This window comes from Arenibacter antarcticus (assembly GCF_041320605.1).
Classification (GTDB): domain Bacteria; phylum Bacteroidota; class Bacteroidia; order Flavobacteriales; family Flavobacteriaceae; genus Arenibacter; species Arenibacter antarcticus.
In genome coordinates this window covers 2350706-2375964 of the sequence record NZ_CP166679.1, presented here as the reverse complement: position 1 = coordinate 2375964, position 25259 = coordinate 2350706, and the positions used below count along the sequence as shown (strand labels likewise).

The 25259-nt window shown below is 40.2% G+C and carries 28 protein-coding genes; 12 read left to right on the top strand and 16 right to left on the bottom strand.

What is annotated here, in order from left to right:
• Window positions 1-46 precede the first annotated feature (46 nt).
• Window positions 47-592 (bottom strand): N-acetylmuramoyl-L-alanine amidase, encoded by a 546-nt coding sequence (locus KCTC52924_RS09690; protein WP_251808031.1) that lies wholly within the window; start codon window positions 590-592, stop codon window positions 47-49.
• 315 nt (window positions 593-907) lie between these two features.
• Between KCTC52924_RS09690 and KCTC52924_RS09685 the strand changes: the two genes are divergently transcribed.
• The 7 genes from KCTC52924_RS09685 to KCTC52924_RS09655 all read left to right on the top strand — a co-directional run bounded on the left by KCTC52924_RS09685 (window position 908) and on the right by KCTC52924_RS09655 (window position 7771).
• Window positions 908-1195, top strand: a complete 288-nt coding sequence (locus KCTC52924_RS09685; protein ID WP_251808030.1) for a hypothetical protein — start codon at window positions 908-910, stop codon at window positions 1193-1195.
• Window positions 1196-1479: 284 nt separating this feature from the next.
• Window positions 1480-3882 (top strand): TraG family conjugative transposon ATPase, encoded by a 2403-nt coding sequence (locus tag KCTC52924_RS09680; RefSeq protein WP_251808028.1) that lies wholly within the window; start codon window positions 1480-1482, stop codon window positions 3880-3882.
• Window positions 3883-3917: 35 nt separating this feature from the next.
• The gene (locus tag KCTC52924_RS09675) at window positions 3918-4499 is read left to right on the top strand and encodes a conjugal transfer protein (RefSeq protein WP_251808027.1); all 582 of its coding nucleotides are present in this window, start codon (window positions 3918-3920) and stop codon (window positions 4497-4499) included.
• A complete protein-coding gene (locus tag KCTC52924_RS09670) occupies window positions 4499-5341 on the top strand; it encodes a hypothetical protein (protein ID WP_251808026.1) in 843 nt (280 codons plus the stop codon). The genes KCTC52924_RS09675 and KCTC52924_RS09670 overlap by 1 nt, the downstream gene beginning before the upstream one ends.
• A 60-nt stretch (window positions 5342-5401) precedes the next feature.
• The gene (locus KCTC52924_RS09665; RefSeq protein ID WP_251808025.1) at window positions 5402-6016 is read left to right on the top strand and encodes a conjugal transfer protein TraK; all 615 of its coding nucleotides are present in this window, start codon (window positions 5402-5404) and stop codon (window positions 6014-6016) included.
• Window positions 6006-6929: a conjugative transposon protein TraM gene (gene traM, locus KCTC52924_RS09660; RefSeq protein WP_251808024.1), complete on the top strand. Its 924-nt coding sequence runs from the start codon at window positions 6006-6008 to the stop codon at window positions 6927-6929. Before KCTC52924_RS09665 ends, traM begins: the two co-directional genes overlap by 11 nt.
• A gap of 20 nt (window positions 6930-6949) precedes the next feature.
• On the top strand, window positions 6950-7771 hold the full coding sequence (locus tag KCTC52924_RS09655; RefSeq protein ID WP_251808023.1) for a DUF4138 domain-containing protein: 822 nt from the start codon (window positions 6950-6952) through the stop codon (window positions 7769-7771).
• Between the two features lie 299 nt (window positions 7772-8070).
• On the opposite strand, the gene KCTC52924_RS09650 is transcribed toward KCTC52924_RS09655, so the two are convergent.
• Window positions 8071-8466, bottom strand: a complete 396-nt coding sequence (locus KCTC52924_RS09650; RefSeq protein WP_285903394.1) for an MFS transporter — start codon at window positions 8464-8466, stop codon at window positions 8071-8073.
• Between the two features lie 75 nt (window positions 8467-8541).
• On the opposite strand from KCTC52924_RS09650, the gene tnpA reads away from it, so the two are divergent.
• From tnpA to tnpC, 3 genes are all read left to right on the top strand, one after another.
• The gene (gene tnpA / locus KCTC52924_RS09645; protein WP_251808021.1) at window positions 8542-8817 is read left to right on the top strand and encodes an IS66 family insertion sequence element accessory protein TnpA; all 276 of its coding nucleotides are present in this window, start codon (window positions 8542-8544) and stop codon (window positions 8815-8817) included.
• On the top strand, window positions 8817-9158 hold the full coding sequence (tnpB, locus tag KCTC52924_RS09640; RefSeq protein WP_353057497.1) for an IS66 family insertion sequence element accessory protein TnpB: 342 nt from the start codon (window positions 8817-8819) through the stop codon (window positions 9156-9158). The genes tnpA and tnpB overlap by 1 nt, the downstream gene beginning before the upstream one ends.
• A 74-nt stretch (window positions 9159-9232) precedes the next feature.
• Entirely contained in the window at window positions 9233-10786 is a 1554-nt protein-coding gene (gene tnpC, locus KCTC52924_RS09635; RefSeq protein ID WP_251808019.1) for an IS66 family transposase, read from the top strand.
• On the opposite strand, the gene KCTC52924_RS09630 is transcribed toward tnpC, so the two are convergent.
• Window positions 10722-11291: a DUF6377 domain-containing protein gene (locus KCTC52924_RS09630; protein ID WP_251808018.1), complete on the bottom strand. Its 570-nt coding sequence runs from the start codon at window positions 11289-11291 to the stop codon at window positions 10722-10724. The two genes, tnpC and KCTC52924_RS09630, sit on opposite strands and share 65 nt — an antisense overlap.
• Before the next feature lie 50 nt (window positions 11292-11341).
• On the opposite strand from KCTC52924_RS09630, the gene KCTC52924_RS09625 reads away from it, so the two are divergent.
• Window positions 11342-12544 carry a sulfatase-like hydrolase/transferase gene (locus KCTC52924_RS09625; protein WP_251808238.1) on the top strand — a complete coding sequence of 401 codons (1203 nt, stop codon included), beginning with the start codon at window positions 11342-11344 and terminating at the stop codon, window positions 12542-12544.
• 263 nt (window positions 12545-12807) lie between these two features.
• On the opposite strand, the gene KCTC52924_RS09620 is transcribed toward KCTC52924_RS09625, so the two are convergent.
• The 6 genes from KCTC52924_RS09620 to KCTC52924_RS09595 form a co-directional block, all read right to left on the bottom strand.
• Window positions 12808-13569 (bottom strand): phospholipase D family protein, encoded by a 762-nt coding sequence (locus KCTC52924_RS09620; protein WP_251808017.1) that lies wholly within the window; start codon window positions 13567-13569, stop codon window positions 12808-12810.
• A gap of 92 nt (window positions 13570-13661) precedes the next feature.
• The gene (locus KCTC52924_RS09615) at window positions 13662-15275 is read right to left on the bottom strand and encodes a type IV secretion system DNA-binding domain-containing protein (RefSeq protein WP_251808016.1); all 1614 of its coding nucleotides are present in this window, start codon (window positions 15273-15275) and stop codon (window positions 13662-13664) included.
• Window positions 15276-15314: 39 nt separating this feature from the next.
• A complete protein-coding gene (gene mobB / locus KCTC52924_RS09610) occupies window positions 15315-16340 on the bottom strand; it encodes a MobB family relaxase (protein WP_251808015.1) in 1026 nt (341 codons plus the stop codon).
• A 4-nt stretch (window positions 16341-16344) separates the two neighbouring features.
• The gene (locus KCTC52924_RS09605) at window positions 16345-16899 is read right to left on the bottom strand and encodes a BfmA/BtgA family mobilization protein (RefSeq protein WP_251808014.1); all 555 of its coding nucleotides are present in this window, start codon (window positions 16897-16899) and stop codon (window positions 16345-16347) included.
• A gap of 420 nt (window positions 16900-17319) precedes the next feature.
• Window positions 17320-17700, bottom strand: coding sequence for a DUF6876 family protein (locus KCTC52924_RS09600; RefSeq protein ID WP_251808013.1), 381 nt, complete (start codon window positions 17698-17700; stop codon window positions 17320-17322).
• 101 nt (window positions 17701-17801) lie between these two features.
• Complete coding sequence (locus KCTC52924_RS09595) at window positions 17802-18140, bottom strand: single-stranded DNA-binding protein (protein ID WP_251808012.1); 339 nt, start codon at window positions 18138-18140, stop codon at window positions 17802-17804.
• A 399-nt stretch (window positions 18141-18539) separates the two neighbouring features.
• On the opposite strand from KCTC52924_RS09595, the gene KCTC52924_RS09590 reads away from it, so the two are divergent.
• Entirely contained in the window at window positions 18540-18767 is a 228-nt protein-coding gene (locus tag KCTC52924_RS09590) for a hypothetical protein (RefSeq protein WP_251808011.1), read from the top strand.
• Between the two features lie 47 nt (window positions 18768-18814).
• Here KCTC52924_RS09590 and KCTC52924_RS09585 read toward each other — a convergent pair whose 3' ends face one another.
• The 7 genes from KCTC52924_RS09585 to KCTC52924_RS09555 all read right to left on the bottom strand — a co-directional run bounded on the left by KCTC52924_RS09585 (window position 18815) and on the right by KCTC52924_RS09555 (window position 25173).
• Window positions 18815-19924, bottom strand: coding sequence for an endonuclease/exonuclease/phosphatase family protein (locus tag KCTC52924_RS09585; protein WP_251808010.1), 1110 nt, complete (start codon window positions 19922-19924; stop codon window positions 18815-18817).
• An 11-nt stretch (window positions 19925-19935) separates the two neighbouring features.
• Window positions 19936-20598, bottom strand: coding sequence for an ATPase (locus KCTC52924_RS09580; RefSeq protein WP_251808009.1), 663 nt, complete (start codon window positions 20596-20598; stop codon window positions 19936-19938).
• Window positions 20582-21253 carry a hypothetical protein gene (locus tag KCTC52924_RS09575; protein WP_251808008.1) on the bottom strand — a complete coding sequence of 224 codons (672 nt, stop codon included), beginning with the start codon at window positions 21251-21253 and terminating at the stop codon, window positions 20582-20584. The genes KCTC52924_RS09580 and KCTC52924_RS09575 overlap by 17 nt, the downstream gene beginning before the upstream one ends.
• Window positions 21250-21540: a helix-turn-helix domain-containing protein gene (locus tag KCTC52924_RS09570; protein ID WP_251808007.1), complete on the bottom strand. Its 291-nt coding sequence runs from the start codon at window positions 21538-21540 to the stop codon at window positions 21250-21252. The genes KCTC52924_RS09575 and KCTC52924_RS09570 overlap by 4 nt, the downstream gene beginning before the upstream one ends.
• A gap of 236 nt (window positions 21541-21776) precedes the next feature.
• The gene (locus KCTC52924_RS09565) at window positions 21777-22592 is read right to left on the bottom strand and encodes an RteC domain-containing protein (protein ID WP_251808006.1); all 816 of its coding nucleotides are present in this window, start codon (window positions 22590-22592) and stop codon (window positions 21777-21779) included.
• Window positions 22593-22827: 235 nt separating this feature from the next.
• Window positions 22828-24987, bottom strand: a complete 2160-nt coding sequence (locus KCTC52924_RS09560; RefSeq protein ID WP_251808005.1) for a prolyl oligopeptidase family serine peptidase — start codon at window positions 24985-24987, stop codon at window positions 22828-22830.
• A 57-nt stretch (window positions 24988-25044) separates the two neighbouring features.
• Window positions 25045-25173, bottom strand: coding sequence for a hypothetical protein (locus KCTC52924_RS09555; protein ID WP_285903391.1), 129 nt, complete (start codon window positions 25171-25173; stop codon window positions 25045-25047).
• Window positions 25174-25259: the final 86 nt, after the last annotated feature.

Here is a 25259-nt window from a genome sequence, read left to right as displayed (position 1 = left end):
GACATATCATTCAAATTTAGCACGTTCTCCCCGATCCAATTTGTAATTAGTCCATTCTTTTACTTTCCTTAATCAAAGCTTGCAGAATAACTATAGCAAATCCGGTTATACTCTCCCTTCTTTTACTATGTGCCGCGTCTACAGTGTTTGACAAAAATCCAAGTTCTAGCAACACACCTTGGCAAGAAGATTGGGTTTCCCTAAGCACTTGAAAATTGGCGTATTTCCTTCCCCTTATTTTATAACCCAAGGAATTGTGGAATATATCCAGAATTGATTGCGCCAAGTATTCGGATTCTCTTCGGTAGTCCTGAATTTTTAAATCTTTAGGGTGTTGAATATAAACCTCAATTCCCTGTGCCTCCTTTCTTGTTGCCTGATTACAATGAATGGACACATAAACATCAGCCTGCAACGCCTTAGGTAATTTTGTCCGATCAGCCAATGAAATTAAAGTGTCGGTATATCTGGTCAAGTAAATATCCAAATGATTGTTATAAAGTTCCTTATTCAGCCGGATTACCTCTCTAGCTACTTCCAGGACAACACCCTTTTCCCTTATCCCATTTACCCCGATTGCCCCTGAATCCACACCCCCATGCCTGGATCCAGGACAACTATTTGTCGATTATTTTGTTGGGCCAAAACTGTACAGCAGTTAAAGGCCAATCCTATACAGAGCCAAACCATCCAAAGTAGTTTCATAATTCAATAAAAATTTAGTGCGTGTTGCACAATTTTCATCGATTTCCCAGAATCACCTATAATCCGTGAAATTTTAACGCTTCCGAGTGTTAAAATTTATTCGATTCCAATCAATTTGTACAATCCTTTGGAAATTCCCTAATGAATAATTAATCAAATGCCCAATTCCGATTACTCGGGAAGGCATAAAAAAAGTATCGTCATGAAAAAATCATTCAAATCAGTTTTACTGCTTCTTTTGACAACCTTACCAGCCTATTCCCAAATCGGGGGAATAGAAGACTCTGTTAACGATGTTTCAGATACCATCAGAACCATTTTTCCGATCATTTTGGGTGTCATCTTCCTTATTGGGTTCTTATTCAACGCCGGTCATTTTTTTGGGGAAAACGCGGACCTTAAAAAAGGCATCACTAGGGTACTAGTCTTTGTCCTTATTGCTGGCGCAGTGGTAGGCATCTTTACTTATTTAATCGGAATTGTGGTCTAATGAATATCAAAAGATGAAAAAATTCGAGGTTTATAGGAATATTAGAAAAAGGGCTATGATATTCGGCTTGCCAATATCATTATTCGCACTACAAATATTGTCCATAGTCGGTTCTTTGATGGTAATTATATTCTCGTTTAGCCTATCAATTAGCATAATTGTATTTGTCTTCAATACCCTACTCTATGTATTCTTGACCAGGATTACCATCAAACCGATTCCCTTCCTCCTATTTGGCACATTTCCAAAAATCATCAGTAATAAGAAATCCACATCCCTGAACTATGGAGAAGATTGACCTTTTTTCTCAGCATCCCATTGCCGACATCCAATCTAATATTGTCTTTGCTAACAATGGCAATGTGGTACTGTGTTTTGAAGGGATCTTACCGGAAATCTATTCCCTTTCCGAAAAGGATTTTGAGGATATCCACAGTACTTGGTTCCAAGCGATAAAATCTTTGCCCATAGGATGTGTCATCCACAAGCAGGACATCTATACAAAAAAACCATACTCCTCCAAAAATTTGCCCAAAACCACTTTTTTGGCAAAGGCCACACATCAACATTTCAAAGGTCGGGAGTATATGGAACATCGATGCCTCTTATTCTTCATACTTACCAAAAATAAGGCCTTGAACAATGCCAAATATGTAAACCCCTTTCGAAAGGTTCCCAAAGGGATCCATTTGGAAATGGATGACCAGGTCAGAAATTTCATAGCATCCGTTAACGATTCCGTTTCATATATCAACAACAGTCGCAAAATGAGTTTTTCTTCCTTGGGGTCCAAGGAAATCCTCCAGGTCACCGATAATTACTTTAATGGTTTCAATGAGGGCTTTGATACAGATATCCTTATGGAAAGGTCACAGGTCAACATAGGGGAGAACTACTTTGACGTTTTGGCCATAAATAGCGAGCTGTGCTTTGGTGATAGTGTACAGAGCAGTAAGACCAATGAACGGTTTACCTCGGACGATTTTGTATTCCATCAGGGGTTTATAGATGGGGTCGGACTTACATTAAACGAAAACCATATTGTAAATCAGATCCTTTATCTGGACGACAAACATAAATGGCGCAAGCTCTTGGACAAGAAAATCGAGGAACTTAACAAAAGTTCCAATTTCGGTTCCCAAAACAAAGTAACGCTCACCAAAGTACAGCATATCCTGGATCAGATCAATAGCGATGACAGTTCACGGATTATCAGGGGCCATCTAAACATCATCTATTGGGATCGAGAGATAAAGCAGTTAGAAAAAATAGGTTCGAAAATAAGGGCCGAGTTCAAGGAGCTAGATATCATCCCCTATTATCCAAGGGGCGAGGAACGTAAAAATTACATTCTGAACAGTTATTTCTGTTTTTCCCCAAACTTTTCGGACCATGACCTTTATGTGACCGATCTAAAACATGCCCTTTGTCTCTACATCAATAATAGCAACTATAAATCTGACGGCACCGGAATTATTTTTAATGACAGGGTGCATAATATCCCAGTCCTCAAAGATGTCTGGGACGAAAAGAAAAAACGTATCAAGGCCCGGAACTTTGCCATATTCGCCCCCACAGGAGAAGGCAAGTCCTTCTTGGCCAATAATATACTCCGACAGTATTTTGAAATCGGGGTACGCCTGGTCATTATCGACCTTGGCGGATCCTACACCAAATTTGCACGGTTGTATCCAGGACAATATACCATACTTAGATATGAGAGCGGTAAGAATTTAGGCATAAATCCATTTTACATCCAGAAGCAAGAAGTCCTTAGCCCTGAACGTTTAGAAGACCTATCGGTATTCCTATTTGAGCTTTTGGCCTCAGATTTAAAGGCTTCCAAGGCACAATCGGTATCCATAAAAAAAATACTACAATACTATTATCAATCCGTTGAGGAAGGACATTCCCTGGGCAGTTTCTATCGATTTATAGAAGAACGTCAACAAAACCTGTTGACCGGACTAAAAATACAACCCGAGTATTTTAACATAGCAGGCTTCCTTCATATTATGTCCGAATATGTAGGCGATGGACTCTATAGTTTCCTGTTCGAAGTGAGTGAGGACCAGACCTATAAGATTGAGGACAAAAGATTGATTGTCTTTGAACTGGATGAAGTAAAGGACAATAAGGAGATTCTTTCGGTGATGCTAAAACTGATCAAATCGGCCATCCAAAGGACTATCTGGAAGAACCGTGCGGAAAAGGGGATCATCTTGTTCGATGAGTTCGCCAAACAGCTCAAATTTGATAATGTGTTGGAGAGTGTGGAATTCTACTATCAGGCTATAAGAAAACAGAACGGGGCCATTGGGATCATTCTTCAATCCATCAACCAATTACCCAACAATTCTACATCAGCGAGCATCCTCGAAAACACACAGGTCATCTATAGCCTCAATAATGAGAAGGGTTATGAGAATCTGAAAAACAGGCTTAACCTGTCCAGCCATGACCTGAACCAACTGAAATCGATCAAGAATAACCTGACCGGTTCCCGAAAGTATACCGAAATGTTCATCAAGATCGGTAAGGAAAGCAACATTTTTAGGTTGGAAGTTCCCAAGGAGGTCTATGCGGCCTATTTAACGGACGGAGCTGAAAACGAGTCGATCTTGGCGCTGTATAAAGAACATCGGGACATGGAAAAAGCCATAAAAATTTTTATGCAACAGTCTTGATCCAATTTAATAGTAACAGTTAAAACCATAAAAAGATGAAACACAAAATCATGAAAATCATTTTAGCAGCAACATTTTCACTACTTATTGGTGTTAGTGGAACTGCCCAGGGAATGCCCGTGTATGACAACACTAATTTCATATCCTTTATGAAATCCCTGTTGGAATCCGGAAAACAGACCTCACAATTATTAAAGACCGTAAAATTTCTAAAACAACAGAAAGAGAACGTGGACAAGGTCAATAATGTCATCAAACAACTAAAGGCGGTAAAGGAACTTGCCAATAGCAATCAACGTCTGTTCGATATTGTACAGGATGATCTAAGGGATATTTTCAACTCCCCCTATATCAAACCAAATGAAGTTACCAGAATATCAGAGTCCTTCAATGACATCATAGAGAACTCTTTGTCCGGGATGGATTATATAGAACAGGTACTTACCAGTGACAATATGAGGATGACCGATGCCGAACGCGCTTCGGTTCTCAAGGAAAAGGAACTACAATCCAAGGAAATGGTAGCAGAAATTGAATCCAAGACAAGACGGTATCGGGAGATCATCGCCTTTAGGGAAATGCAGGACAAGATCAACAATCGCGAAGCCAACTACTAATGACAGATATTCTTTTAGGGATCGGGCTCGAATATGTGGATACTGTTTTTCAGATGATCAAAAACAGTGATTTCTCACGATATACCATCACAGGTATGAAAACCCTTGCTGTGCTATTTTTCCTGATCAATATCCTGAAAAAATATAATGAGGGCGTAGCGAACAATGAGGGATATACCTGGGGCCTGACCCCTACCGAACTGGCAAAGAATTTTGCAGTGGTCATTTTGGTGATATTTTCCACCCAGGTATTGGCGGTGTTCGATACCATTTTGGTGGCCATCGAGGGCCAATATAGGAACACGGCCCCGGCACTCCTCCCGTTGCAGATGCATGATATTGACATAGAACAGGATGTGGGTGCCTTGGACGCCGCCAAGAAAGCCATGGCCCTATTATTCGAGTCTTTGGTCACCCCCTTGTACGGACTCAAGATCTTGGCCTTTATTGTTGGTTTGTTCCTATGGTTGTTGGATCTCTTTATCTATCCCCTGTTTTTGGCGGAACGATTCTTTTTGTTGGGAATAATGCAGGCCTTTTTCCCATTGGTCATCAGTTTGGCGGTATTTGAAAAGTTTCGATCCTTGGCCTATAATTTTTTCAAGCTGTATACAGGGATATATATGATCGTGCCCGCCTTCTTTTTGGTAAATGTTTTTATCAATCACCTATATACGGAAGTGAACACCAACTTTTGGTCCAGCTTGTTCGGTACCGACTGGGGAAGTAGGATCTATGCCCCTGTGGTGCAATTGGGGTCGATAGGGTTCATTGTACTGCTAAAGTTCAAATTATACCGCAGGGCGATCTCATTTACCATTCGGCTTTTTAGTGGTGCATAATTCATAGCAGGACTCAACGGAAACAGAAATACCAACCAGTAAATAAAAAACACAAAACTGATGAAAACACCATATAAAAACATATATAATCTCCTGAATCAAAACCGGTTGATAGTCTGGTCCCTGGTCATTGGCACCACTGTCACCTGTATAGTCGCCATTTTATCGGTTATAAAACTACAAAGGGAAACCGTCAACAATGCATTTATGGTCAATACAGATGGCAACGTAATTCCATTGAAACTGGTTTCACAAAAGGAAAACCTGGCGGTGGAGGCGTTGTCCCATTTGGAACTGTTCCATACTTATTTCTATAATATCGATGCCAGCAATTATCAAAAGAATTTGGAGAAGGCACTATGGTTGGGAAACAGCGCCGTTGATGCGCTGTACAGGCAGAAAAAATCCGATGGGGTATACAATCGCTTGTTGCAGTATTCCCTGATCCAGAAGGTGCTGCAGGTGGATTCTGAAATAGACCTGTCCAAAGAACCCTATAGCTTCCAGACCACAACTCGTTTTGAAATCAATCGGGGAACCGTTGTGGATTCCTATGAATTGGTAACCACCGGGAACTTGATCCATGTGGACCGGAATTATCCCAAAAACACCCATGGGCTTTTGATCACCGATTATTTTGAGAAATCCTTAAAAAAATTGCGCAATGAGAATTGAGAAAAACAAAATGGTGTTTGGCTCCGTATTACTGGTCATTATCCTCTTCATATTAGCATATACCATGATGATCATGGAGAATGAGGATAATGGAGACAAGACATTGGAACAGACAGAAGTGCCGAAATTGGAACAACAACAGAAAGAGTATACCTCTAAATTGGAAGCGGTGGACAACATTCCAGAGGAACGTGTAAAAAATGCCCCAAGCGTTTACGACGAACGATTTCTGGATTCTACCGGGGTATATGACCCTGACTTTTTGGATAAGGATAAGCAGCGTATAGTGGACAGTATTTACAGTCAGGGAAGGATAGATTACACAGAAAACAAGTACCGAAATACAGATCCACCTAAGCAAACCATGATCAAAGCTACTGCCAAGGATACTTTAGAATCTGAAGTCAACGAGCCTATATCCTCCAAGGAGTTGGCACTGGAGCATCAACTGTTCTTTGCTTCGGACCCACGACCGATCGCTATTTCTTTTGATCCAAATATTCAGGAGGTTTATGCGGAAGTGGAAGGGGACCAAGTGGTGAAGGTCAATACCAGATTGAGGATGCGCTTGTTACAGGAATTAAAATTGGGCACTAAAACAATTTTAAAGAATACCTTGATTTATGGGGTGGTCAGTTTTCAACCCAACCGGATCCTTATAAAAATCGACAATATCGACCATATTCCCGTAAAACTAAAGGCCTTCGACCTGCAAGATGGACTTGAGGGCATTTATGTAGAAAATAGTTTTAGGGGGGAAGTGACCAACGAAGTAGTAGATGATATTATAAATGACATCAATATTGCCGGAGTTCCCCAAGTAAGCGGTATCAAAAAAGTATTCCAACGCAGCAATAGAAGCGTAAAGGTTGCCGTGACCAACAATTACAAACTCATTCTAAAAGCCCATTAAAACGATAAATCCTTACTGCAATGAGAAATTCAATAACCTTCATCAGCCTTTTTTCTGTTTTGAGTTTTACCCAAGCGCAGAACTCTGTGGAAGTCGACACCATCTTCGCCAATGAACAAAAGACCGTTTCTATGTTCTTTCCTAAACCCATTCGCCAAGGAATTACGGGTTCCTCCAATTATGCCTTTAGTTACAATCGGGAAAAAGAACAATATTTTGGACTGCTGCAAGCCATGCCCGGAAAGGAAAGCAATCTTTTAGTGGTTACCAGCGATGGGGAGGTCTACTCCTATTTATTGCGGTACTCCGAAAAGCTGAATAGACTCAACTATTTTATCCCAGCTTCTAAAAGTATCGGTAATGAAAGGAGCGGTCTCATTAAATTCCCAATGCAAAAAACATCTTTTGCAGACTCCGATACCTTTACCAATCCGTCCAAAACTTTGGACTATCCCAAACTCTGCTCCCAACTGCTACGAAACCCTAGGCCTTTTCACCAAATAAAAAAGAAAAAAGGAATCTCAATAAGAATGACCAAAAGCATCTATTATTCCACAGACGTGTATATCATATTCGAAATCTCCAACAGTTCCGGAATCGATTATGAAATCAACTCCTTAATCCTTTTCAAAGTAAATGGCAATAAAAGACGAAAGGCTTCTTATCAAGAGCTTCCCCTCTCCCCTATTGTTCAGTTTAACATGCCGCAAGTAGTTCCCAAGGGGCAAGCGGTCGAATTCGTATTTGTGTATCCCAAATTTACTTTGGGGGCACATGAGAAGCTATTAGTTAAACTGGATGAGTTGAATGGTGCTAGGGATGTGGTGTTAGGATTTAAATGAACAAAGGGCAACGATACATTAAGAATATACTCTAGGTGAAGAACTTGATATAAGGGTAACAAAACCGACTTCACTCCATTAAAATAGAATATATATATTCTATTAAAAATCAGAAACTTCATTAAACCATCTGACAACCGGACCGAAATTGAGGGTATTTATTCGCTCGGTAATTTCAACTAATTTAAAATGCGTAATTTTATAATAAGAGCCAAGTATTACCTTTGAATTAAACATTACATTCCTTTATAGTTGGATCTCCACATTTTACACCACAATCTCGTGGACTTAATATAGTATTATACTTTAGGCTCTTCTAGCCAATAAGCCTCAATCTCTTCCAATGATTTACCCGCTGTCTCAGGTATGTATTTCCACATTAAGTAAAGATACGGCAAACACATAATTGCAAACAGTAAAAATGTGCCGGCTGGTGCTAAAATCTCTAACAACCAAGGAGTAAGTTGCCCTATAAGATAAGTCCCTACCCAAAGCGAAAATCCAGCAATAGACATCGCAATTCCGCGAATTTGATTGGGGTACATCTCGGACAGCAATACAAAAATGACTGCGGAGATACTAATTGCAGTAGCAAAAACATAAAAAAGGAAGAGGATTAAAAGATAAATACTTCCTATGCCCAACTCTTCTCCATACACGAAATAAAAACTAATTAACATTAAGGATAGAATCATACCTGTATCCACCCCACCAAGCACATATTGCTAACCTGATTTCTTGGATTTAGCTTTGCCCAAAAATAGTATAAGATGAGCAAGGAACAGGAAATGTTTGCCCTAATCGGAGAATTTGAGAGCAGTCCCCTTAATGGGAGGGACTTCTGTAAGGCCAAAGGTCTGCTGCCCTCCACCTTCTATTACTGGAAAAAAAAGAGGGCCGAGGAGGTAGGTGCCATAGGATTTGTAGAGATAGACTCCGACCCGGTCCCGGATGGGATCTTGGAACTTATTTATCCCAATGGCACCCGTATCCGGTTGAGTACCTCACAAATTCCATTGATCGGCAAACTCCTCAGGCTTTACTAATGTTTGTCCTGGGTTCTTACCATACCTACCATTTTTATCCAAGGCCGTGCGATATGCGCAAAAGTTTCAATGGCCTGAGCGGTCTGGTCCAAAATGAACTGGGAAGGGAGCCGGCCAGTGGGGATGTATTCATTTTCCTGAATCGCAACCGTACGCACCTCAAACTGCTGCACTGGGAGGCCGGTGGTTTTGTACTATATTACAAACGTCTGGAACAGGGCAGTTTTACCCCGCCCATCTTTCAGGGCAGTTCTTCCACTATTACCTGGTCCGAACTGGTGCTGATGGTCGAGGGACTTCAGATAAAAAAGGCTCATCAAAAACTTCGGTATCCACGGTGAAAAAAGCGATAAAAAATCAATGAATACAAGGGATTCCGCTTGGTCAATAACATCATTTTCCGTATCTTCGACCTATGCAAAAACCCTTGGAAAACCTCTCTAAAGATGAACTTTTAGCGCTGCTTGAAAAGCAGGGGGGATCCATTCAAAAGCAGGTCAAAAGATTCGTAAAAGTCGAGCGTGACCTTGCCAGGGCAGAAAGAGAAAATACCGACCTTAAATTCCAATTGGCCTATTACAAACGTCTGGTCTATGGCCAGAAAAGGGAACGCTTCGAGGGCGATAAAAACCAAATGAGCCTTCCCTTTGAAATGGAACCTGGAAAGGCGGAGGAACAAGAGGTGGAGCTCAAGGAAAAACTCACCTATGAGAGACGCAAAAGGACATCGGCCCATAAGGGAAGGGTGGCCCTTCCGGACCACCTGCCCGTGGAAGAGATCAAGATCTACCCCGAGGGCGATCTGACCGATATGGTATGCATCGGGGAAGAAGTGACCGAGGAACTGGAATACGAGCCCGCCAAATACTACATCAAACGCTACATCCGCTATAAGTATGCTCCCAAAAATAAAGAAGGAGTGGTAATAGGTGCACTTCCCGATCGGGTGATCGAAAAGGGTATTCCCGGGGCAGGATTGTTGGCCTCTATCCTAGTCGATAAATATCAGGACCATCTCCCGCTCTACCGACAGCTCCAGCGGTTTAAAAGACAGAATATCCCGATAGCCTCCTCGACCCTGGAGGGCTGGACCAGACAGAGCCTTAAAATACTGGATATTCTTTACCAATACCTTTTGGAGGACACCAAGTCCCAAGGGTATCTGCAGGCGGACGAGAGTCCGATCAAGGTCATCGATAAGAACAGGAAAGGCACCACCCATCAAGGGTATTACTGGGTGTACCATAGTCCTATGGAGGGTACCGTACTCTTTGATTACCGGAGCGGGCGTAGCCGGGAGGCCGCCAATCATGTATTGGCCGGATTTAAGGGCTACCTCCAAACCGATGGCTATATTGTCTATGACAAGATAGGCAAACGTGAGGGGGTCACCTATCTGAACTGCTGGGCCCACGCACGAAGGGAATTCGACAAGGCCCTGGATAATGATAGGGAGCGTGCGGGGAAGGCGCTGACCTACATCCAAAAACTATATGCGGTAGAAGCTGCCGCCAGGGAAAGGGGCCTCGATCCCCAAGAACGCAAGGCACTTCGTCTAAAAGAGTCCCTGCCGGTGATCAATGAACTGGGAAAATGGATGTACGGGCAGACAAAAAATCATCCGATGCTTCCAAAGAGCCCTATCGGAAAAGCCTTCCGGTATACCATGGACCGTTGGGATCAGCTTAGCGCCTATCTTTATGACGGCATCCTGGAAATCGATAATAATCTAGTGGAAAATGCCATCAGGCCCCTGGCCCTAGGAAGAAAGAACTATCTGTTCGCCGGTTCCCATGACGCGGCACAAAGGGCCGCCTGTATCTACTCCTTCCTTGCCATCTGTAAAAAGCATCAGGTGAATCCTTACCAGTGGCTAAAGTATACACTGGAAAACATTATGGGCATCAATCATAAAAATATCCGAGGTCTGTATCCACAGAACTACAAGAAATTACAGTTGCAAGCTTAGATGATTCGCTAATAGGTCTATTAAAAAATAATATTATAATTTGCAATATGTGCTTGGTGGGGTGGATACCTATAAACTGGTTAGATTTAAGCAGTCGGTACAATTCCGTAAGGTTTCCTTCTTTGGCTTTTTTGTTCAGGATACGATGATGTTTCCCCATTTTTTCAATATAAATAGAGCATAAGTTAAGAAACCGTCCAATGTATTCTTCTTTAATACTATTTGCTTCAGCTAAAGCAATATTATTATTTTGGAGTTTTTCATTTGCAACCAACGTAAGTTTACGGGCTTCTGAAAGTTTATAAAATTGGCGAATTATGAATATAATGGTTAGAATCAGTAACACTGATAAAATACTAGCAAGGATCAGTAAAGTCTGAAGTCTCTTTTTTTGGTGCTCCCTTTCTAACTGATATGCATTTTCTATTAATGGATACACTCTAGATATCTGAATGCTCCTCAAACGAGCATTAAAGAAATTCGCATCCTCTAAGCTCTTTAGCATTTGTTCCCTATTCTGTTTGTAGCCCCTCTAGAGCTGCCTTTTTAACAGGACTGTACACTAGACAAACAGGTCATATTGGACTTTCTACTCATAAGTTTGCAATGTTCAAAGACTTTAAAACAATGCCAGCATATTTTAAAGAAGCTGGTTATTACACAGGGTTTTTAGGCAAAACTCACATAAACCCCGAACGCTTAGTTGAGGACTATATTGATCACCGTGCCATTAAAGAAGCTAACTTTTCAAATACTATAAGCATAGAAGAATATGCTAATCAAGCAAAATCTGTAATGAAAAATGCTGCGAAAGAAAATAAACCATTCTTATTGATAATTAATTACGCAGACGCACATAGAGAGTTTATAGAAATTTCTGAAAGTGGTTATCCCACTGTAAAAATCAAAGACGATATTGAACCTTTACCATGGATTGGATCAGACACACCGTATTTACGTCATGAAATGAAAAACTATTATAGCTGTATAAATCGTTTGGACGAAGGCATCAAAATGGTACTTAGTGATTTGGATAAATTAAAGGCTAGGGATAATACTTTAATTATTTACATTAGTGACCATGGAGCTGATTTCCCTAGAGCTAAAGGAAGTGTTTATGAAGCTGGACTAAAAGTTCCTATGATATTGAATTACCCAAAAGTGTTCTCTCAAGGAAAGGTAGAAAACCGAATGGTTTCGACTCTAGATATTTTACCTACAATGCTTAAATCAGCTAATATAAAAGTACCTAAAAACCTTGTTGGCAACACTCTTCAAGATATAGATTCAAGTATATTAAATGGACATGAATTCATACACTCTTTTACAACGGGTTCTGCTCCAATTCTTTTATTTATGCAATTTGGAATAAGAGATAAAAGATTTAAATTAATTTACAATCCATCTCGCGACTTAAATTTGCTAGCAGCTTCTCGTTACGTGTTAAGCAATGTAAGCAAACAACACCAAATAAATGCATTTCTTTATCCAGAAGAGTTGGAGCTATATGATTTAGAAAAGGACCCCAATGAATGGAACAATCTAGCTTATGACCCTACATACAAACAAATTAGGGAACACTTGTGGACTGAAATGAAAATCTTTCAACATAAAATCAAAGATCCATTTATCTATAAAGAGAATATTGAGTTTTTCATTAAAGAACAAAAAATTTATAAAGATCCTTCAACTTATAGAGGAGTAAAAGGATTTGAATGGCCACATCTTGAATTATTTAGAAAAGCTAACCGAAACTAAAAAATTGTCTAGATTTAAATATATCCATCTAATTAACAAATCTATTTTCCAATTAAATTTATAAAAAAAGTATAGAATAGGCTGAGTGGTCTTTTACTTTAAACAGAATCCGAAAGACAATGTAAATGTGCTTTTCTGCAACGGACTTATAAGTTCTATTGGGGCCACTTCAATTCGATTATTTCTTTCGATGATTTGGTCAAGAAGAAAAAGTAAACCTAATTTTTCTTTTCAATTAATATTTATCCAGTTCACACCTCTCCTCAATTCCCTGGCTCAACATAAAGCTCCCTCCCCCATTCGGACAACTCCTTTTCTAAGTAGATTTCATTATGGAACAGAGTCTCAAATTCAGCAACCAGCTCTTTTACTGCTTTCCGATCAACCATACGGATTCGGGTTTCGTAGTTGTTTCGCGTACCATTGTTAGTGAAGTTCAGTGAGCCCAAATAAGCGATCTCATCATCGATCAAGTATATCTTGCCGTGGATAAAAGGATGTGAATAGGAGTTGCTTTCTGGAGTAGTAAAAACCTTGAAGGGAAATAACTGACTATAGGAATAATGGTAGATTTTGGCGTTTCTAATTCTCGAGGTATAATACCGAATTAAGAAGCATACTGGAAGTAACGGTATAAACCCCCATAAAACCATCCGCTCCTGAATCAGAATTGCAGTTGCAATTAGTGCCAGAATCAAAAAGGTCAAAATAAGGAAAAGAAGTTGTTTCCTTTTGCGCCATTTTAATCGTTGGGCTTCTGCCTCCTTGTCGATCGTTCTATCCTGAAAGATAAGTTGGTGTATATTCTTTTGTCTATCCCCATAAAAATCTTCAATCGTATCTACGGTTATCAGCTGCACCTCAATTTCCTTGTAGTGAAGGTCGATCAACTTTCGTACCAAAAAGGGAGAAAGAAATGGGGAAACGATCTTAACGGAACGCTTGGCATTCCCAATATCTTCCATCAATTTTTTTCCGGCTCCAGTTCCGATATATACATCGCAGATGGCCTGATTAAAATACATGGTCTATTCATTTTTGGTTACCTATTAAATTACGAAAAGTCGAGCAAAACCTAAAACAGCACATACCACCAAATCAATTAGTTATCAACAAATTACTGACGTTTGGACGTTAATATGAGGAACTGCTGAACTTCCAAATGGATCCGATTAAAGTTTTCCAGTATTGCTCCATCACCGATGGGGAATTTAGGTGCGGGAAGCCCTTTCACTATATTGGGTTTTGGGAAGCGCACTTTTTTATCCTTTCCATCGGCAAAGGCAATAAACTCCCCTTCCTTCAACCTAAAAAATTCTTCTGCCCTGATTTTACTCACCTCCCTCTCCCCTTTTGTAATCCTTGTGTCGGATTTGAAGGTGTCCTGTCCCTTGCTCACACTCTTTGTCGGCCGTTTTACGATTTCAAAAAATCGTTCGTAATATCGTGCCGTATCGGGATCGTTAGCCTTGCCAAAAAACTGGTAGGATAGGTTGCTCAGTATGGCTCTACTTGCCTTGTCGCCATACATGATATCGTTTTGAATTTTATCCTGTAGCACATAGATTGTAGCAATATCATAACTCCTTAAAGTTGCTGGAATCCTGTGCATATTTAGCAATCTAATCGTTGGCGCTTCTTCCATAAGGATAAAGGAGCGCTGGCGGCCACGTATGCTCAACTGCTTGGTAATGGTGTGTATAATAGTGGCTATCACCGGGGAGTAGGCGGTTTCAAATTTTGGGTTGTTCACAATGGAAACCACCGAAGGATGCTCTGGATTATTGATATCCAATGGCACTTCATCTGCGGAAAGTGCCATAAATATCCGTTGGGTACTGATTTTTTTAAGGGCATTGGCCAAGGTGCTCATCACCCCTGCAGTTTGGCGTTCCGAATCCTGCCCGGAAATAAAGGCATCCGCCATGGCCTTTGAAGTGTAATCTGAACTCAGGAACTGTATTAAGTTTTTGGTATCCAGGTACTGAAAGGTGGCAATAAGATGTGGCAAGGTACAATATTGCTGATGGCTAGTTTTCAACTTCCAAATAAGCCCTCCCAGAAGGCCTTCCACGGCATCGTTAAAGAACTTTGAGGAACCCGAGGCAATAGATTCCCGCTGCTCCAAAAGATTCTCCAACAGCACCCGGGAAACCTCATTGACACTTTCTTCATCCTCCATATACCGTGGTGCTATAGGGTTCACCCGACTATGAATATCATCAAATGAAATAATATGAAATGGTATTTTGGAGTCCTTAAAAAGGGGAAAAGCCATTTCGGTAATCTCAAAATCCTTGTAATCATGAATTACTCCAGAAAACTGGTGTTGGTTAAAGTGTTTTAAAAAATTATAGACTACACTTTCTGTTTTGCCACTTCCCGCCGACCCTATAATAGAGGCCCCTCTTCGTATATTCCTTAACACCAGGCTGCCGTTCAATAATTTAAACTTCACACGATAACTTTCAGGATCCTTGGGACTCCTTAAACTATAATTAAAGTAGATAAAAAACCCTAGATTGGCAATCTGAAAAGGCAACAACCAAAACAGCATAATTTTAATAAAAATTGGCCAACCATGCTGCCATTGAAATATTCCTCCCAACAGAAATAATATAAAAAAATTGAAGGCAAAGGGATACTTGTACCACTTATAGGATACATATTCCAATGCGATTCCCACACCATAGATCAATACCTTTAATAATATCAAAAAGTCTATCATCATCAATTCATATTATCAATTAACCCAGTTTGACGAATACACTCACACCCCGATTGAGCTTGCCGTTTTAGCCACTTCTATCACCTTTTTAAATTGTTTAATGGCTTGGAGGGCGGCTTCTACCTTGTTGGTAGGAATGTTAAGCTTGGGGATATTTACCCCGGCAGCTCCCATGATTTTAAAGGCAGCACTTCGTTCATTGGTGGGCAGTCCTAAGAGATGGGCGAAATAAATTTTCGGATCGTTTAAAAGGCTCTTTCGGGCGTGGTAGGTCTCCACGAAATTTCGCTTATATTTGAACATGGCATCAAATCTTTTCTCGGCACTTTCATAAAATTGGTCCCGCCTAAATCCCCGTTTGACCACTTTGTTGTTTAGAATCGATTCTGATTCCATGTATTTGCTTCCGGGGGAAAGACTGAACCGGTTGGATACGTCCTTTCTGCTTACAATGACATGGATATGGGTCTGCAACCCTGGCTTATTCATCCCCTGTGCAACTACTTCCCCATTTAAACGATGGGGAATTTGAGCAGTAAGTTTGGTGATTTCCTTCTTCATGGCGTTGACACTGCCTTCCAGGTCACCTCTTAATACCATTCGGATATCATTTTCCAATTTGACGATCTGCGCCTTAAAAACCTGATTCTCTTTTACCTGTTTGTCATATCCCTTAAAGGTGCGTTCATACTCCAACTTTGCATAATATTTTAAACTATGGACCGATACGGGCTTATCCCTATAAAAGGAGGCAGCATAATCCTTCATCACCTCCCGGACATATTCTTTTAATTTATTTGGGTCGTTATTGATATGCCTTAATTCCCGCTGACTTGGATTGATGGTCAGGGAATAGAATTTAGGCTCCAGATTTTTCAATTTGGCCGTATTTCCATCTATTTCCCTGATTACCTTTTCGGGGGCGATCCGGTCGTTGCGCTGATCAAAAAAATGTTCCTGCTGATCCAGTTGTTTCCCTTCGTTCTCTTTCTCCAGATAGGCCACAAAATCTGCGGAACTCGGGGAAAAAGTAGCATCCAAATGCTGTTTGGTGATATTGATATACATGGTGTTATTCTTTTTTCAACCTCTGTTTTAAATTTTCAAAAACGTCAGGACTCATGTCCAATTGCAACCTAGGTTTCCCAAACCCACTTTTCACTAATTGTACTTTATCTAGCAGTAAAGCAAACTCTTTCTTTGTTTGCTTTAGGTCTCGATGAAGGTTGGTGTTCTCTCTCTCCATGGCCAAGGCTTGCTCCACCTTTTTAAAAAACACATCCCTTTCCACATCATTCTCTTGGCTCCCGATCAACAAGGGTGCTTGTTCCGGTTTCTTTTGGGGAGAGTGTTCAAAAAGAAGTTCCAGCATGGTAGTTGTGGGCAGGGTTTGGCTCTTTTCAATCTGACGAATAATGGCAATTGCCGCTTCCGTCCGTTTTCTGTTCTTTAAGATTTCCTTACCCACACTCTTTTCAAACTTTTCCGACGGTAAAAATCCGTGCCATTCAAAAAAATCAATAATCATCTCTAACGACTCCGAATAGGAACTGGAGACTTTTTTGGAAAACCGTTTGAACCGCTGGGCAGTATTCCGTCTAAACCGTATCGTATAAAACTTCTCCATTGGGTCAAATTTCTTCAATGTTCTTGGGGGTTGACGAGGATTTTGACCCATTGGGCAAGATTCATCCTAAAATCCAAAACGCTCCAAACCCCTACAAACAAAGGCCTTGCGAAGCAAGACATCATCGTAACGTCGCTTTAGCGCGTTACCCTCTTGCTATTCCTTTTTTTCGCCCTCAGCGAAAAATTTCTCAACCTTCTATTCAAAGTAGTACACTGCCACTTAGACCTAAAGTCAACCGAAAACTTTAAGAGTATAAAACAGGTGTTTTTATGGAATTTGCAATGATTTGGAGAAAACGATGCGAATAATAAAATTTAGAAATAAGATTACCCCTCGCTTGTGGGTTTTTCATTGTCCCCAGTTGAAGTAACCAGAAAAAAGAGGGCGGTACTTTGGTCGGTCCGCCCTTTTTTTCGATTAATATTCGCTGGGCAACATCAAGGTGTCGTCCACAAAAAACAATCTGAGCTGGTCCAATGGAAAATCGGTTATATTGTATTTATGGGTTTCATAAATATTTCCATTGCCATCACTATAAACGATGGTAGCCTCATAACCCAGATTTTCTTTTTCCTGCTCAGAACATTTTTTAAAAACGATTGTGATAAACCGACTTTTGTTCATCAAACTTTTCGCGATTACAGAGGTATCCGTAACGAGCCAAAAACATTCGGCCGCATGGGCAAGATATTTTATACCGTCCGTAAATTTGGTCTTTAATAAAGGGAGTTGAAAAACTATTTCCGAACCGTGAAAATGTTGCAGCCCTTCGTTTATTTCTTTAGATTTGCTGTCCATTACTATTAAGTATTAAGTGAATAATGACAACATCGAGAGGGCGTTGAATTTCGGGAACGCCCTCCGTTGTTGTTCTGCATCTTGGATACGTGGTCTAACGGTTAGGCCCTGCTACCAAGTAATAAAATCTCATCGGCAACAACTTCTGTGATATATCGGGTAGACCCATCAGCAGCCGTATAGCTCCGGGTCCTTAATTTCCCGACTATACCGATTTCCTTTCCCTTTCCCCCAAACTTCTCCACGATCTCTGCCGTTTTTCCCCAGGCTACCACGCTGTGCCAGTCCGTACGTTTTACTTTCTCCCCTTTGGCGTTCTTGTAAAAGTCATTGGTCGCCATTTGAAAACGGGCCACCTTTTTTCCACTTTCTAGATTAGTGATCGATGGAACATCCCCGATGTTCCCCATCAGCTGTACATGGTTTCTTAAATTGCTCATAATTGATAAAGATTATGTCCACATCACTGCAGACGGTTAATAATTGATTTAATACTGATCTACTTATTATATCTTGAGCGTTTTCCATTTTTTGATTTTTTTGTGCCGTTTCATTTTTAGGATCTGGATACGCTTTCATGATGTTCTGTTTTTGATCTACTTCCCATAGAGCTCTCGCTGTTACCTTTTTTTGATGCAATACCCAGCACAATATTCGAGCTTGGCAAGACGTATAAATAAGAGCGATCGGAGCCTGGTTTATGCCGTCGGGCAAGAGCGAATATTGTTATTTCGCCATCGAAAAAAGGTTATAGTGGGACCTTCGCAGCAGTACTAAAACACCTCATGAAAGAATACCAACGCCGATGAAATGGCACAAAATGTAAACAGGGAAATCCAATGAATCATGTCCCTGTTAAATTCTTGGGTCTTCATTTTTTAGAATCCGCTAGTGGTCGATGGGGTGGCCAAGCGGACTTGAGCAATGGGTTTATGGGAGAGAGTGAAGGGAACCCGGAACGATGCCCGGAAACCCATTGTTCGTGTCCAAGACCTTGGTTTGAGGCTCATTGTCCAAAATGGAATGGAGTGGCAATGTGCCGAAGACCTGGCAATTCCTTTGGGTAGGATAAATCTACATCTTATGCACCACCTTAATAATCCTCAAGTTTCTACTACCAAATATCAAACTCTCCCCAGATCAAAGGGTGTGCACTGGCCGCATGTTCTCTGTTTTTAAGGGTTGGATACACTTCCCATTTCATATTCCGTTCCGGCCACATCGCTTTACGATTAATTCCGCATGTGATTATCTTCTGGCTCATTTCATAGGAAAGAAGCATATAGTCTTTCTGTTTGATATTTACCCCTTTCCGATAGGCCCCCAGCCGAAAATATCCAGCAGCTTTTCCCTTATCCTTGTCTACCTCACACATGGGTAACCTAGAAATATCTTCTAGGTCCGTCTCTCGGAGTATTGGGGACAAGCAATCGCTATAGGATACATCGTTCAAGGTGCCACAGACTAGGACCCGCTCCTTCCCTTCTACTTTCAATTTATCGTAAATGGCAGCAACCTCCCGAGCCTGTAGCTTTCTCTTGGCAGTGTTATGCCCCGAAAATTGTGTGGAAAGTATAAAAACTGTTTCCTCTTTTGGGGTAATGATCGCATACTCTTGACAGTCCGTTTCAAACGTAAGGTCCCTCCCATCCGCAATATCCACGGTATGGCATCTCACCGTATCCAACCGATATCCATTTTTGGTCATAATTGCCATGGACAGGCCACGGTCATCGTTCCCCTCCAAGACCATGACCTGATCATAGGACGCAATATTAAAATCTTTCAGCATCCGATTGAACTCCATTAACGAAGGCTTATCCTCTACCTCTTGCAGCACTAGAATATCGGCATCGATTTCAGCAATAAGCCGCGCTTTATGTAAGGTCGATTTATGGTCCACAGCTACGGTCTGCAGAGCTACCCAACCGTTCCAATCCGTTAACCTAGAGGCTTTGGATTCGTTGGCAAAATCACGTTGTTTTAGAAAAAGTCCCCCATTTCTTTTTCTCATTACCGCGTAGGGATGGGTATCGATGTTTTCAAAACCCAATAAAAATGTGAGTTCCCGAATACGTGCCATATCATTTTCGCTTTTTTGTATTCTGGGCATCAGGGCGTCCAATTCCAGAATCCAATCGGACGCACACTTACCTAGATTGGATCTGGACAATCCCTTGTCCCGGTGATAAAGGTTTTCAATGTTCCATGTAGCTACTTTCATTTTTTCAGGTATTAAATTCGTTTGTCCTTTGTGTTCTTATCAAATGCGATCAGGTTAAAAAGGTCCCTCATCCGGCTGCGTACCCTATTCCCGTAAAGTTCTTCCAATTCTCCGGCGTTCAGGTTGGTAGTGGCATGGGTCTTGACCTTGCCCTTGGTCTCTAGGAACAGTTCATAGCGCGAGAGCAGTACCTCGCCCATCACGTTGCAGTCATGCCCATAATAGCGGCCTATCGGCTCTATCCCGAGGTCGTCGAAGCAGTAGGACCTACTGTTCCCAAAATCTTCGATGGTCTTATAGCCCAAGTGGTTAAAGCTAAAGGTTATGTTTCTTGAGGGGATTACCTCGAAGGGTCGTTGCATCGGGACAAGATGGCGGATCAACTTCATCAAGCTGGTCTTACCGCAACCCACGGGGCCGGTCAGGAGGATGCCTTTTTGGGGATCAATATTCTCCTTTTCGCAATACTTCCTGTCTTTGATGAAGTAATTGCAAAGTTTAAAAACGATGTCCCGATCCTGGTCATAGATTTTAAATTGGTTTCCAAAAAGCAGTTTCCCCTTGGCGTTCAGGTAAATCAGGATCTTATCAAAATCATACAGCACTTCCTTTCCGTCAAATACCCCAAGAGAATATTCCAGATGGTCTTCGATTATTTTAGAGGGGTTGTCCATAATCTTTGTCTTTGGTGATTTTTAGGTTGTCCCGTTTTTGGGACGGTCCGTTCGTCGTTTTTTCTTTTTCTATTTCATCGGCCTTTAACATCCAATTCCTAGCTGTAGAATGCCAATCCTCTATCGCTATTCTTCCGCCCAATTTCCACCCGATCGAATTGTAATGGTTGAAGAATTTTTTTCCTTCATTAGCGGGCCATTTTTCTTTTTTGAAAAAATTAAAAACTTCATTTTCACTTTTGGGTAGCTTAGGTTTATTAATGTTTCTATTTTGTTTATTAATGTTTATATAAGGTACTAATGCTTGTACCACTACTTGTTCACTACTTGTACCAGTAGTTGTCCCAGTACTTGTTCCAGTACTTGTACCGAATTCGAGCATCTGTATTTGGCTTCCCTTATAGGGATTATGGGAAGGCAAATACCGGATGTATTTCCAATCGTGCAATCTTCGTAGACAGCGATGGTAGGTCGCTTTTGATCCTATTTTTGCAATGGCCATCACTTCTTCCCTATTGATATAAAATACCGTTGGAAAACGATGGATGTTCCATAACTGGAACAGCGCTATATAAAGACTGATGTGGGTAGGATTCAGCCTTTGGTCTTTAGCAAATTGTCCAAAAACAGAATTAAGGTGCCGTATGTAGTTCATCGCTTTTTCTTTAAGGGATTCACGGTATTCTCCATTAGGACCTTTTCAATTTCCCCTGCTTCATAAAAAATAAGCCCCCCTATTTTTATAAAGGGGAGGGTTCCTTTTACCCGAAGACCTTGAAGGGTGGTCATACTGATCTGGAGCATATCCATGACCTGGGTGCTCCTGAGCCATTCCTTTTTCATCATTTTAGTCTGGTTCTCGTTCAATAGTTCCTTGATCGAAGAGAGAAGTTCCAGTTTAAATTCTCTCAGATCATCCGTAGTAATAATAGCTGTTGGCATATCCAATGGTTTTATACAGGACCAACACCCCTGCGTTGGTCTGTGATTAGGATACAAAAATGAAAAAGAGTTTTGGAATGAATCGCCAAGTCATAGCCAGTTGGCTAAATTGGGTTTTGTATTGAATTTATAGTTTTTAGTAGGAAAATACCTCTGGAATAAGGCAAATATGGGGGTGATTTGATTGATTTCGTCTCAAAATATAAAACAGCCAACTGGCTATGACCTGACATTTTTTAATCGTCCAAATCGGCCATCCAATTCTCTAGAGATCTTGTAAGTTTATCCATAAATTTTGTGGGTTGGGAACGGTTCCGAAATCGGACAGAGGTATGGTGGTAATCCCCCAAATCCACCCCGGTTACCTGTTCTAGAGCTCGAATTATAGATTTTAAAGTGGCCTTACCCTGATTAATAGCACCGCTATAAAACAGGGCAAAAGCAAGTTCTGTAAGAGCTACTTTAGATTCTGTCCAGGCAATTTTAGGAAGGGATTTGTTGGGATAGGAACTCGAAATATTCAACTTTTGTTGAAGAAACTGAAGAAAACCTTGATATCCCACTATATGGGCCAACAGCCCATCGTGGGAAGAACTAAATTCTGGGTCAAAACTGAATCCATGCGGACCTGGATAGGTATAGAACCCCTTGTTCTTTCGCAAGAAATATTGGGCATCCAGCTCTTGATTTTCAAGTTCAATATAAAGCACTATATCCCTATGGTGGGACAAAAAGGTATTTACTTCCAGGATCTTCTGCAAAATAATACTCTCGTTAGAGGCATAGGCAATTTTTGCAAAATCAAGTTCAAAAGTCAACTGATGCGTAAACCGTAAAAGTTGCCCCATTATAAAAGGCTTTTCATTTTTGAAAAATCGAATTTCCGCGCTTTCATCAGGGAAGCCTTCGGAAACTACAGCAGAACGGTACTGCTCCAAAATATTTTGGCAATAGGAAATAGCCTTGTTGTAGGATACAATCTTATTTAAGAATGATTCTTCGATCTTGATCAATCCAGATTTAATTTCTATATGAGATCGTAACCAATCCATTTTCCCGTCCTTTATAGATTCTTATTCCTTCCTGCTCCTGAACCGTTCTTGATTCATTATAAAACCAACCTTAGTGGATGGCCTTTTAAATATCATAAGAAAAATAAAGAATAAAAAATCGGATTGGGCGTCATTTATAAATGGCGACCTTCATTTATAAATGACGACCAAATAATGGGATAATGAATAATAAAAAATGAATTAATTACGAGACGATTAGCTAAAGGAGTCAATTTTAACGCTGCATATTCAACTTAGCAAAGCTAAATATTCGGGCATATGATTCTATTTCTGCATCATAACCAGCCGAGTTCTCATGACCCGACTTGTAGTTTATATCCAATATTATGGGAGTATTGGCAGTGTTAAAATGTTGAAGTTTCGCAATATATTTGGCGCTATCCCATAAAGGGATACGGTCATCATTGCTACTTGGCATAAGTAAAGTTGCTGGATATTTCGTTTTTGGGGTAAGATTTAAATAAGGGTCCATTTCTACAAGTCCTAGGAATTCCAAACTGTCTTTTACCGTACCATATTCCATGTAACTAGTACTGCTGCTAGAAGTAGCGGATTCTAGGCCGAAAGGGTTCATTCTAGGTACTTCTGCAATAAAAGATGAAAATAGTTCTGGACGCTCATTAACAGCCATACCCGCAGTAATTCCACCGGCACTATTAGTATATAATGCAATCAATCCTTTTTTGGTATATCTGTTCTCAACTAGGAATTCTGCACATGAAATTAAATCATTCCATGAATTACTTTTTACACCTTTCATTCCTTGAAGGTGCCAATCCTTTCCTTTTTCCCCTCCCCCACGGACATGGGGAAATGCAAGGATGCCTCCTTGTTCCGCCCAATCCAGAAATATGGGAGAAAAAAACGGACTCATACTTATACCATATGCACCATATACGTACACAAACACTTCATTTTTGGATTCTAACTCCATATCTTTTCGATAAACTAAGGATAACGGTACTTCTTCTCCATCATGCGAAACAACCATAACCTGTTCGGTAATCAGGTTCTCATATTCGGGAAATAATGTGGTTTTATTCAAACCCTCTTTGGTAAGATTCCCTTTTAAATCAATATCGTATCTAACGTAGTCAGAGGTCCAACCATCCAATTCCACCCCAATTCTATTATGGGTGATAGATTCCCCAAAGAAGGATGCATAACCGGGAACAAATGGTAGAGTTAGTTGAGTCTCAATACTATTTTCATTAATTTTAAATAACGAAACTTCCACTCCAAATTTTTCTCTAATAAAGTATATATAGTCTTTTGTTACTTCAAATTTGGTAATGGGATTATCACCACTTCCCTTTGCTAAAATTATTGGACTATCAAAGTTTACATTTTGGATATCGACTTGGCAAATTTCATTTCCGTTTGGAGTGGCCCTTCTGTAAATAAAGTACTTACCTCTTACTTCTCCCTGATCATAATATATATTTTCCTTTGTAGTATAGAAAGGTTTCCAATTTGGTATACCCATCTTCACATCTTTATAAGAAGCAATAAAACTGTTATAAAAATCACCTGATTTTGCAGAATATGCAATGATATATTTATCCAAGCTCGAGCCAGTCTTCACTTTCGGATAATTATCCGCTGGAATTTTATAGGATTCTTCCATCCCGAAAATCGGAGTCCTTTTCTCAGGATTATCTCCTAGAAAATGAATTACAGAATAGGACTCTTTTTTATAGTTCGGTTTGGATGGATCTATGTTTGGAAAATATAGATATATGAAGCCTGAACTATCCGGCAACCATTCAATTCCGCCAAAGTCTGGGTTAATATTTGTTATTATCTCTTTTAAAACCTTTTTACTTTCCAGGTCATAAATTATGATTGTGGTGGTAAACTCCCCTTTGGAATCGAGCCCTAGTGCTATTTTATTTCCGTCAAAAGATGGCTCTAAATATGTTATGTTTGGGTTTTCTGGGTAATCTATAGAAGGATTATACACTTCAAACTCTTGCTCGGACAAACCTTCCTTAAAAAACAGAACGTCAATCTCTTTCAGTGCATCGTATCGCAAATAAAAATACTGACTTAATTCACTGACTCTTAATAGACTGATATCGCCAACGGTTCTGTCCTGCAGGTTATGAAATCTCTTCCGATAATTTACTAAAAGGTCATTTTTTAAAAAGTATGATTCGGCCATTGAATCCTGTGCATTAAGCCATATTTGAATTTTTGGTTCCTTTAAATCAGATAATTGATGATAATCATCCAAAACCTTAGTCCCAAAATATTCTTCAATTTTAGGACTAAGTTCTAGTTGCGGATAGATCCATATCTTTTCCGTCTTATTTTGATTACAAGACATAAGAGTGATAAATGCACCACACAATAACAACATGTATTTTACCATGATTTCTATCCTTATTTAATCAAAATTAAAACCAAATAAATCAATTAAATGACCTAATTAATTTTTGCGCTTTCTCCCTGGTCTTCTTATTTTATCCGTATCTATTGGTCCATCTTCACCACCACCTTTTATCTTGGTAAGGTCCTTTAAAGCTCTACTTTTAAACTCTTCCATTTTTTTTCTCATGACATTATTTATTAAAAGGTTACACAATTACTTATTAGTTTAATTTACCGTGAATTGCTAAAATTTCCTAAAAAATTTGGTCGCCA

Excerpts from the sequence above, each read along its gene's own strand:
- KCTC52924_RS09685 (WP_251808030.1), top strand. The coding sequence starts at position 908 with ATGAAAAAATCATTCAAATCAGTTTTACTGCTTCTTTTGACAACCTTA.
- KCTC52924_RS09680 (WP_251808028.1), top strand. The coding sequence starts at position 1,480 with ATGGAGAAGATTGACCTTTTTTCTCAGCATCCCATTGCCGACATCCAA.
- KCTC52924_RS09675 (WP_251808027.1), top strand. The coding sequence starts at position 3,918 with ATGAAACACAAAATCATGAAAATCATTTTAGCAGCAACATTTTCACTA.
- KCTC52924_RS09670 (WP_251808026.1), top strand. The coding sequence starts at position 4,499 with ATGACAGATATTCTTTTAGGGATCGGGCTCGAATATGTGGATACTGTT.
- KCTC52924_RS09665 (WP_251808025.1), top strand. The coding sequence starts at position 5,402 with ATGAAAACACCATATAAAAACATATATAATCTCCTGAATCAAAACCGG.
- traM (WP_251808024.1), top strand. The coding sequence starts at position 6,006 with ATGAGAATTGAGAAAAACAAAATGGTGTTTGGCTCCGTATTACTGGTC.
- KCTC52924_RS09655 (WP_251808023.1), top strand. The coding sequence starts at position 6,950 with ATGAGAAATTCAATAACCTTCATCAGCCTTTTTTCTGTTTTGAGTTTT.
- KCTC52924_RS09650 (WP_285903394.1), bottom strand. The coding sequence starts at position 8,466 with ATGATTCTATCCTTAATGTTAATTAGTTTTTATTTCGTGTATGGAGAA.
- tnpA (WP_251808021.1), top strand. The coding sequence starts at position 8,542 with ATGAGCAAGGAACAGGAAATGTTTGCCCTAATCGGAGAATTTGAGAGC.
- tnpB (WP_353057497.1), top strand. The coding sequence starts at position 8,817 with ATGTTTGTCCTGGGTTCTTACCATACCTACCATTTTTATCCAAGGCCG.
- tnpC (WP_251808019.1), top strand. The coding sequence starts at position 9,233 with ATGCAAAAACCCTTGGAAAACCTCTCTAAAGATGAACTTTTAGCGCTG.
- KCTC52924_RS09630 (WP_251808018.1), bottom strand. The coding sequence starts at position 11,291 with ATGCTAAAGAGCTTAGAGGATGCGAATTTCTTTAATGCTCGTTTGAGG.
- KCTC52924_RS09620 (WP_251808017.1), bottom strand. The coding sequence starts at position 13,569 with ATGTATTTTAATCAGGCCATCTGCGATGTATATATCGGAACTGGAGCC.
- KCTC52924_RS09615 (WP_251808016.1), bottom strand. The coding sequence starts at position 15,275 with ATGATGATAGACTTTTTGATATTATTAAAGGTATTGATCTATGGTGTG.
- mobB (WP_251808015.1), bottom strand. The coding sequence starts at position 16,340 with ATGTATATCAATATCACCAAACAGCATTTGGATGCTACTTTTTCCCCG.
- KCTC52924_RS09605 (WP_251808014.1), bottom strand. The coding sequence starts at position 16,899 with ATGGAGAAGTTTTATACGATACGGTTTAGACGGAATACTGCCCAGCGG.
- KCTC52924_RS09600 (WP_251808013.1), bottom strand. The coding sequence starts at position 17,700 with ATGGACAGCAAATCTAAAGAAATAAACGAAGGGCTGCAACATTTTCAC.
- KCTC52924_RS09595 (WP_251808012.1), bottom strand. The coding sequence starts at position 18,140 with ATGAGCAATTTAAGAAACCATGTACAGCTGATGGGGAACATCGGGGAT.
- KCTC52924_RS09590 (WP_251808011.1), top strand. The coding sequence starts at position 18,540 with ATGAATCATGTCCCTGTTAAATTCTTGGGTCTTCATTTTTTAGAATCC.
- KCTC52924_RS09585 (WP_251808010.1), bottom strand. The coding sequence starts at position 19,924 with ATGAAAGTAGCTACATGGAACATTGAAAACCTTTATCACCGGGACAAG.
- KCTC52924_RS09580 (WP_251808009.1), bottom strand. The coding sequence starts at position 20,598 with ATGGACAACCCCTCTAAAATAATCGAAGACCATCTGGAATATTCTCTT.
- KCTC52924_RS09575 (WP_251808008.1), bottom strand. The coding sequence starts at position 21,253 with ATGAACTACATACGGCACCTTAATTCTGTTTTTGGACAATTTGCTAAA.
- KCTC52924_RS09570 (WP_251808007.1), bottom strand. The coding sequence starts at position 21,540 with ATGCCAACAGCTATTATTACTACGGATGATCTGAGAGAATTTAAACTG.
- KCTC52924_RS09565 (WP_251808006.1), bottom strand. The coding sequence starts at position 22,592 with ATGGATTGGTTACGATCTCATATAGAAATTAAATCTGGATTGATCAAG.
- KCTC52924_RS09560 (WP_251808005.1), bottom strand. The coding sequence starts at position 24,987 with ATGGTAAAATACATGTTGTTATTGTGTGGTGCATTTATCACTCTTATG.
- KCTC52924_RS09555 (WP_285903391.1), bottom strand. The coding sequence starts at position 25,173 with ATGAGAAAAAAAATGGAAGAGTTTAAAAGTAGAGCTTTAAAGGACCTT.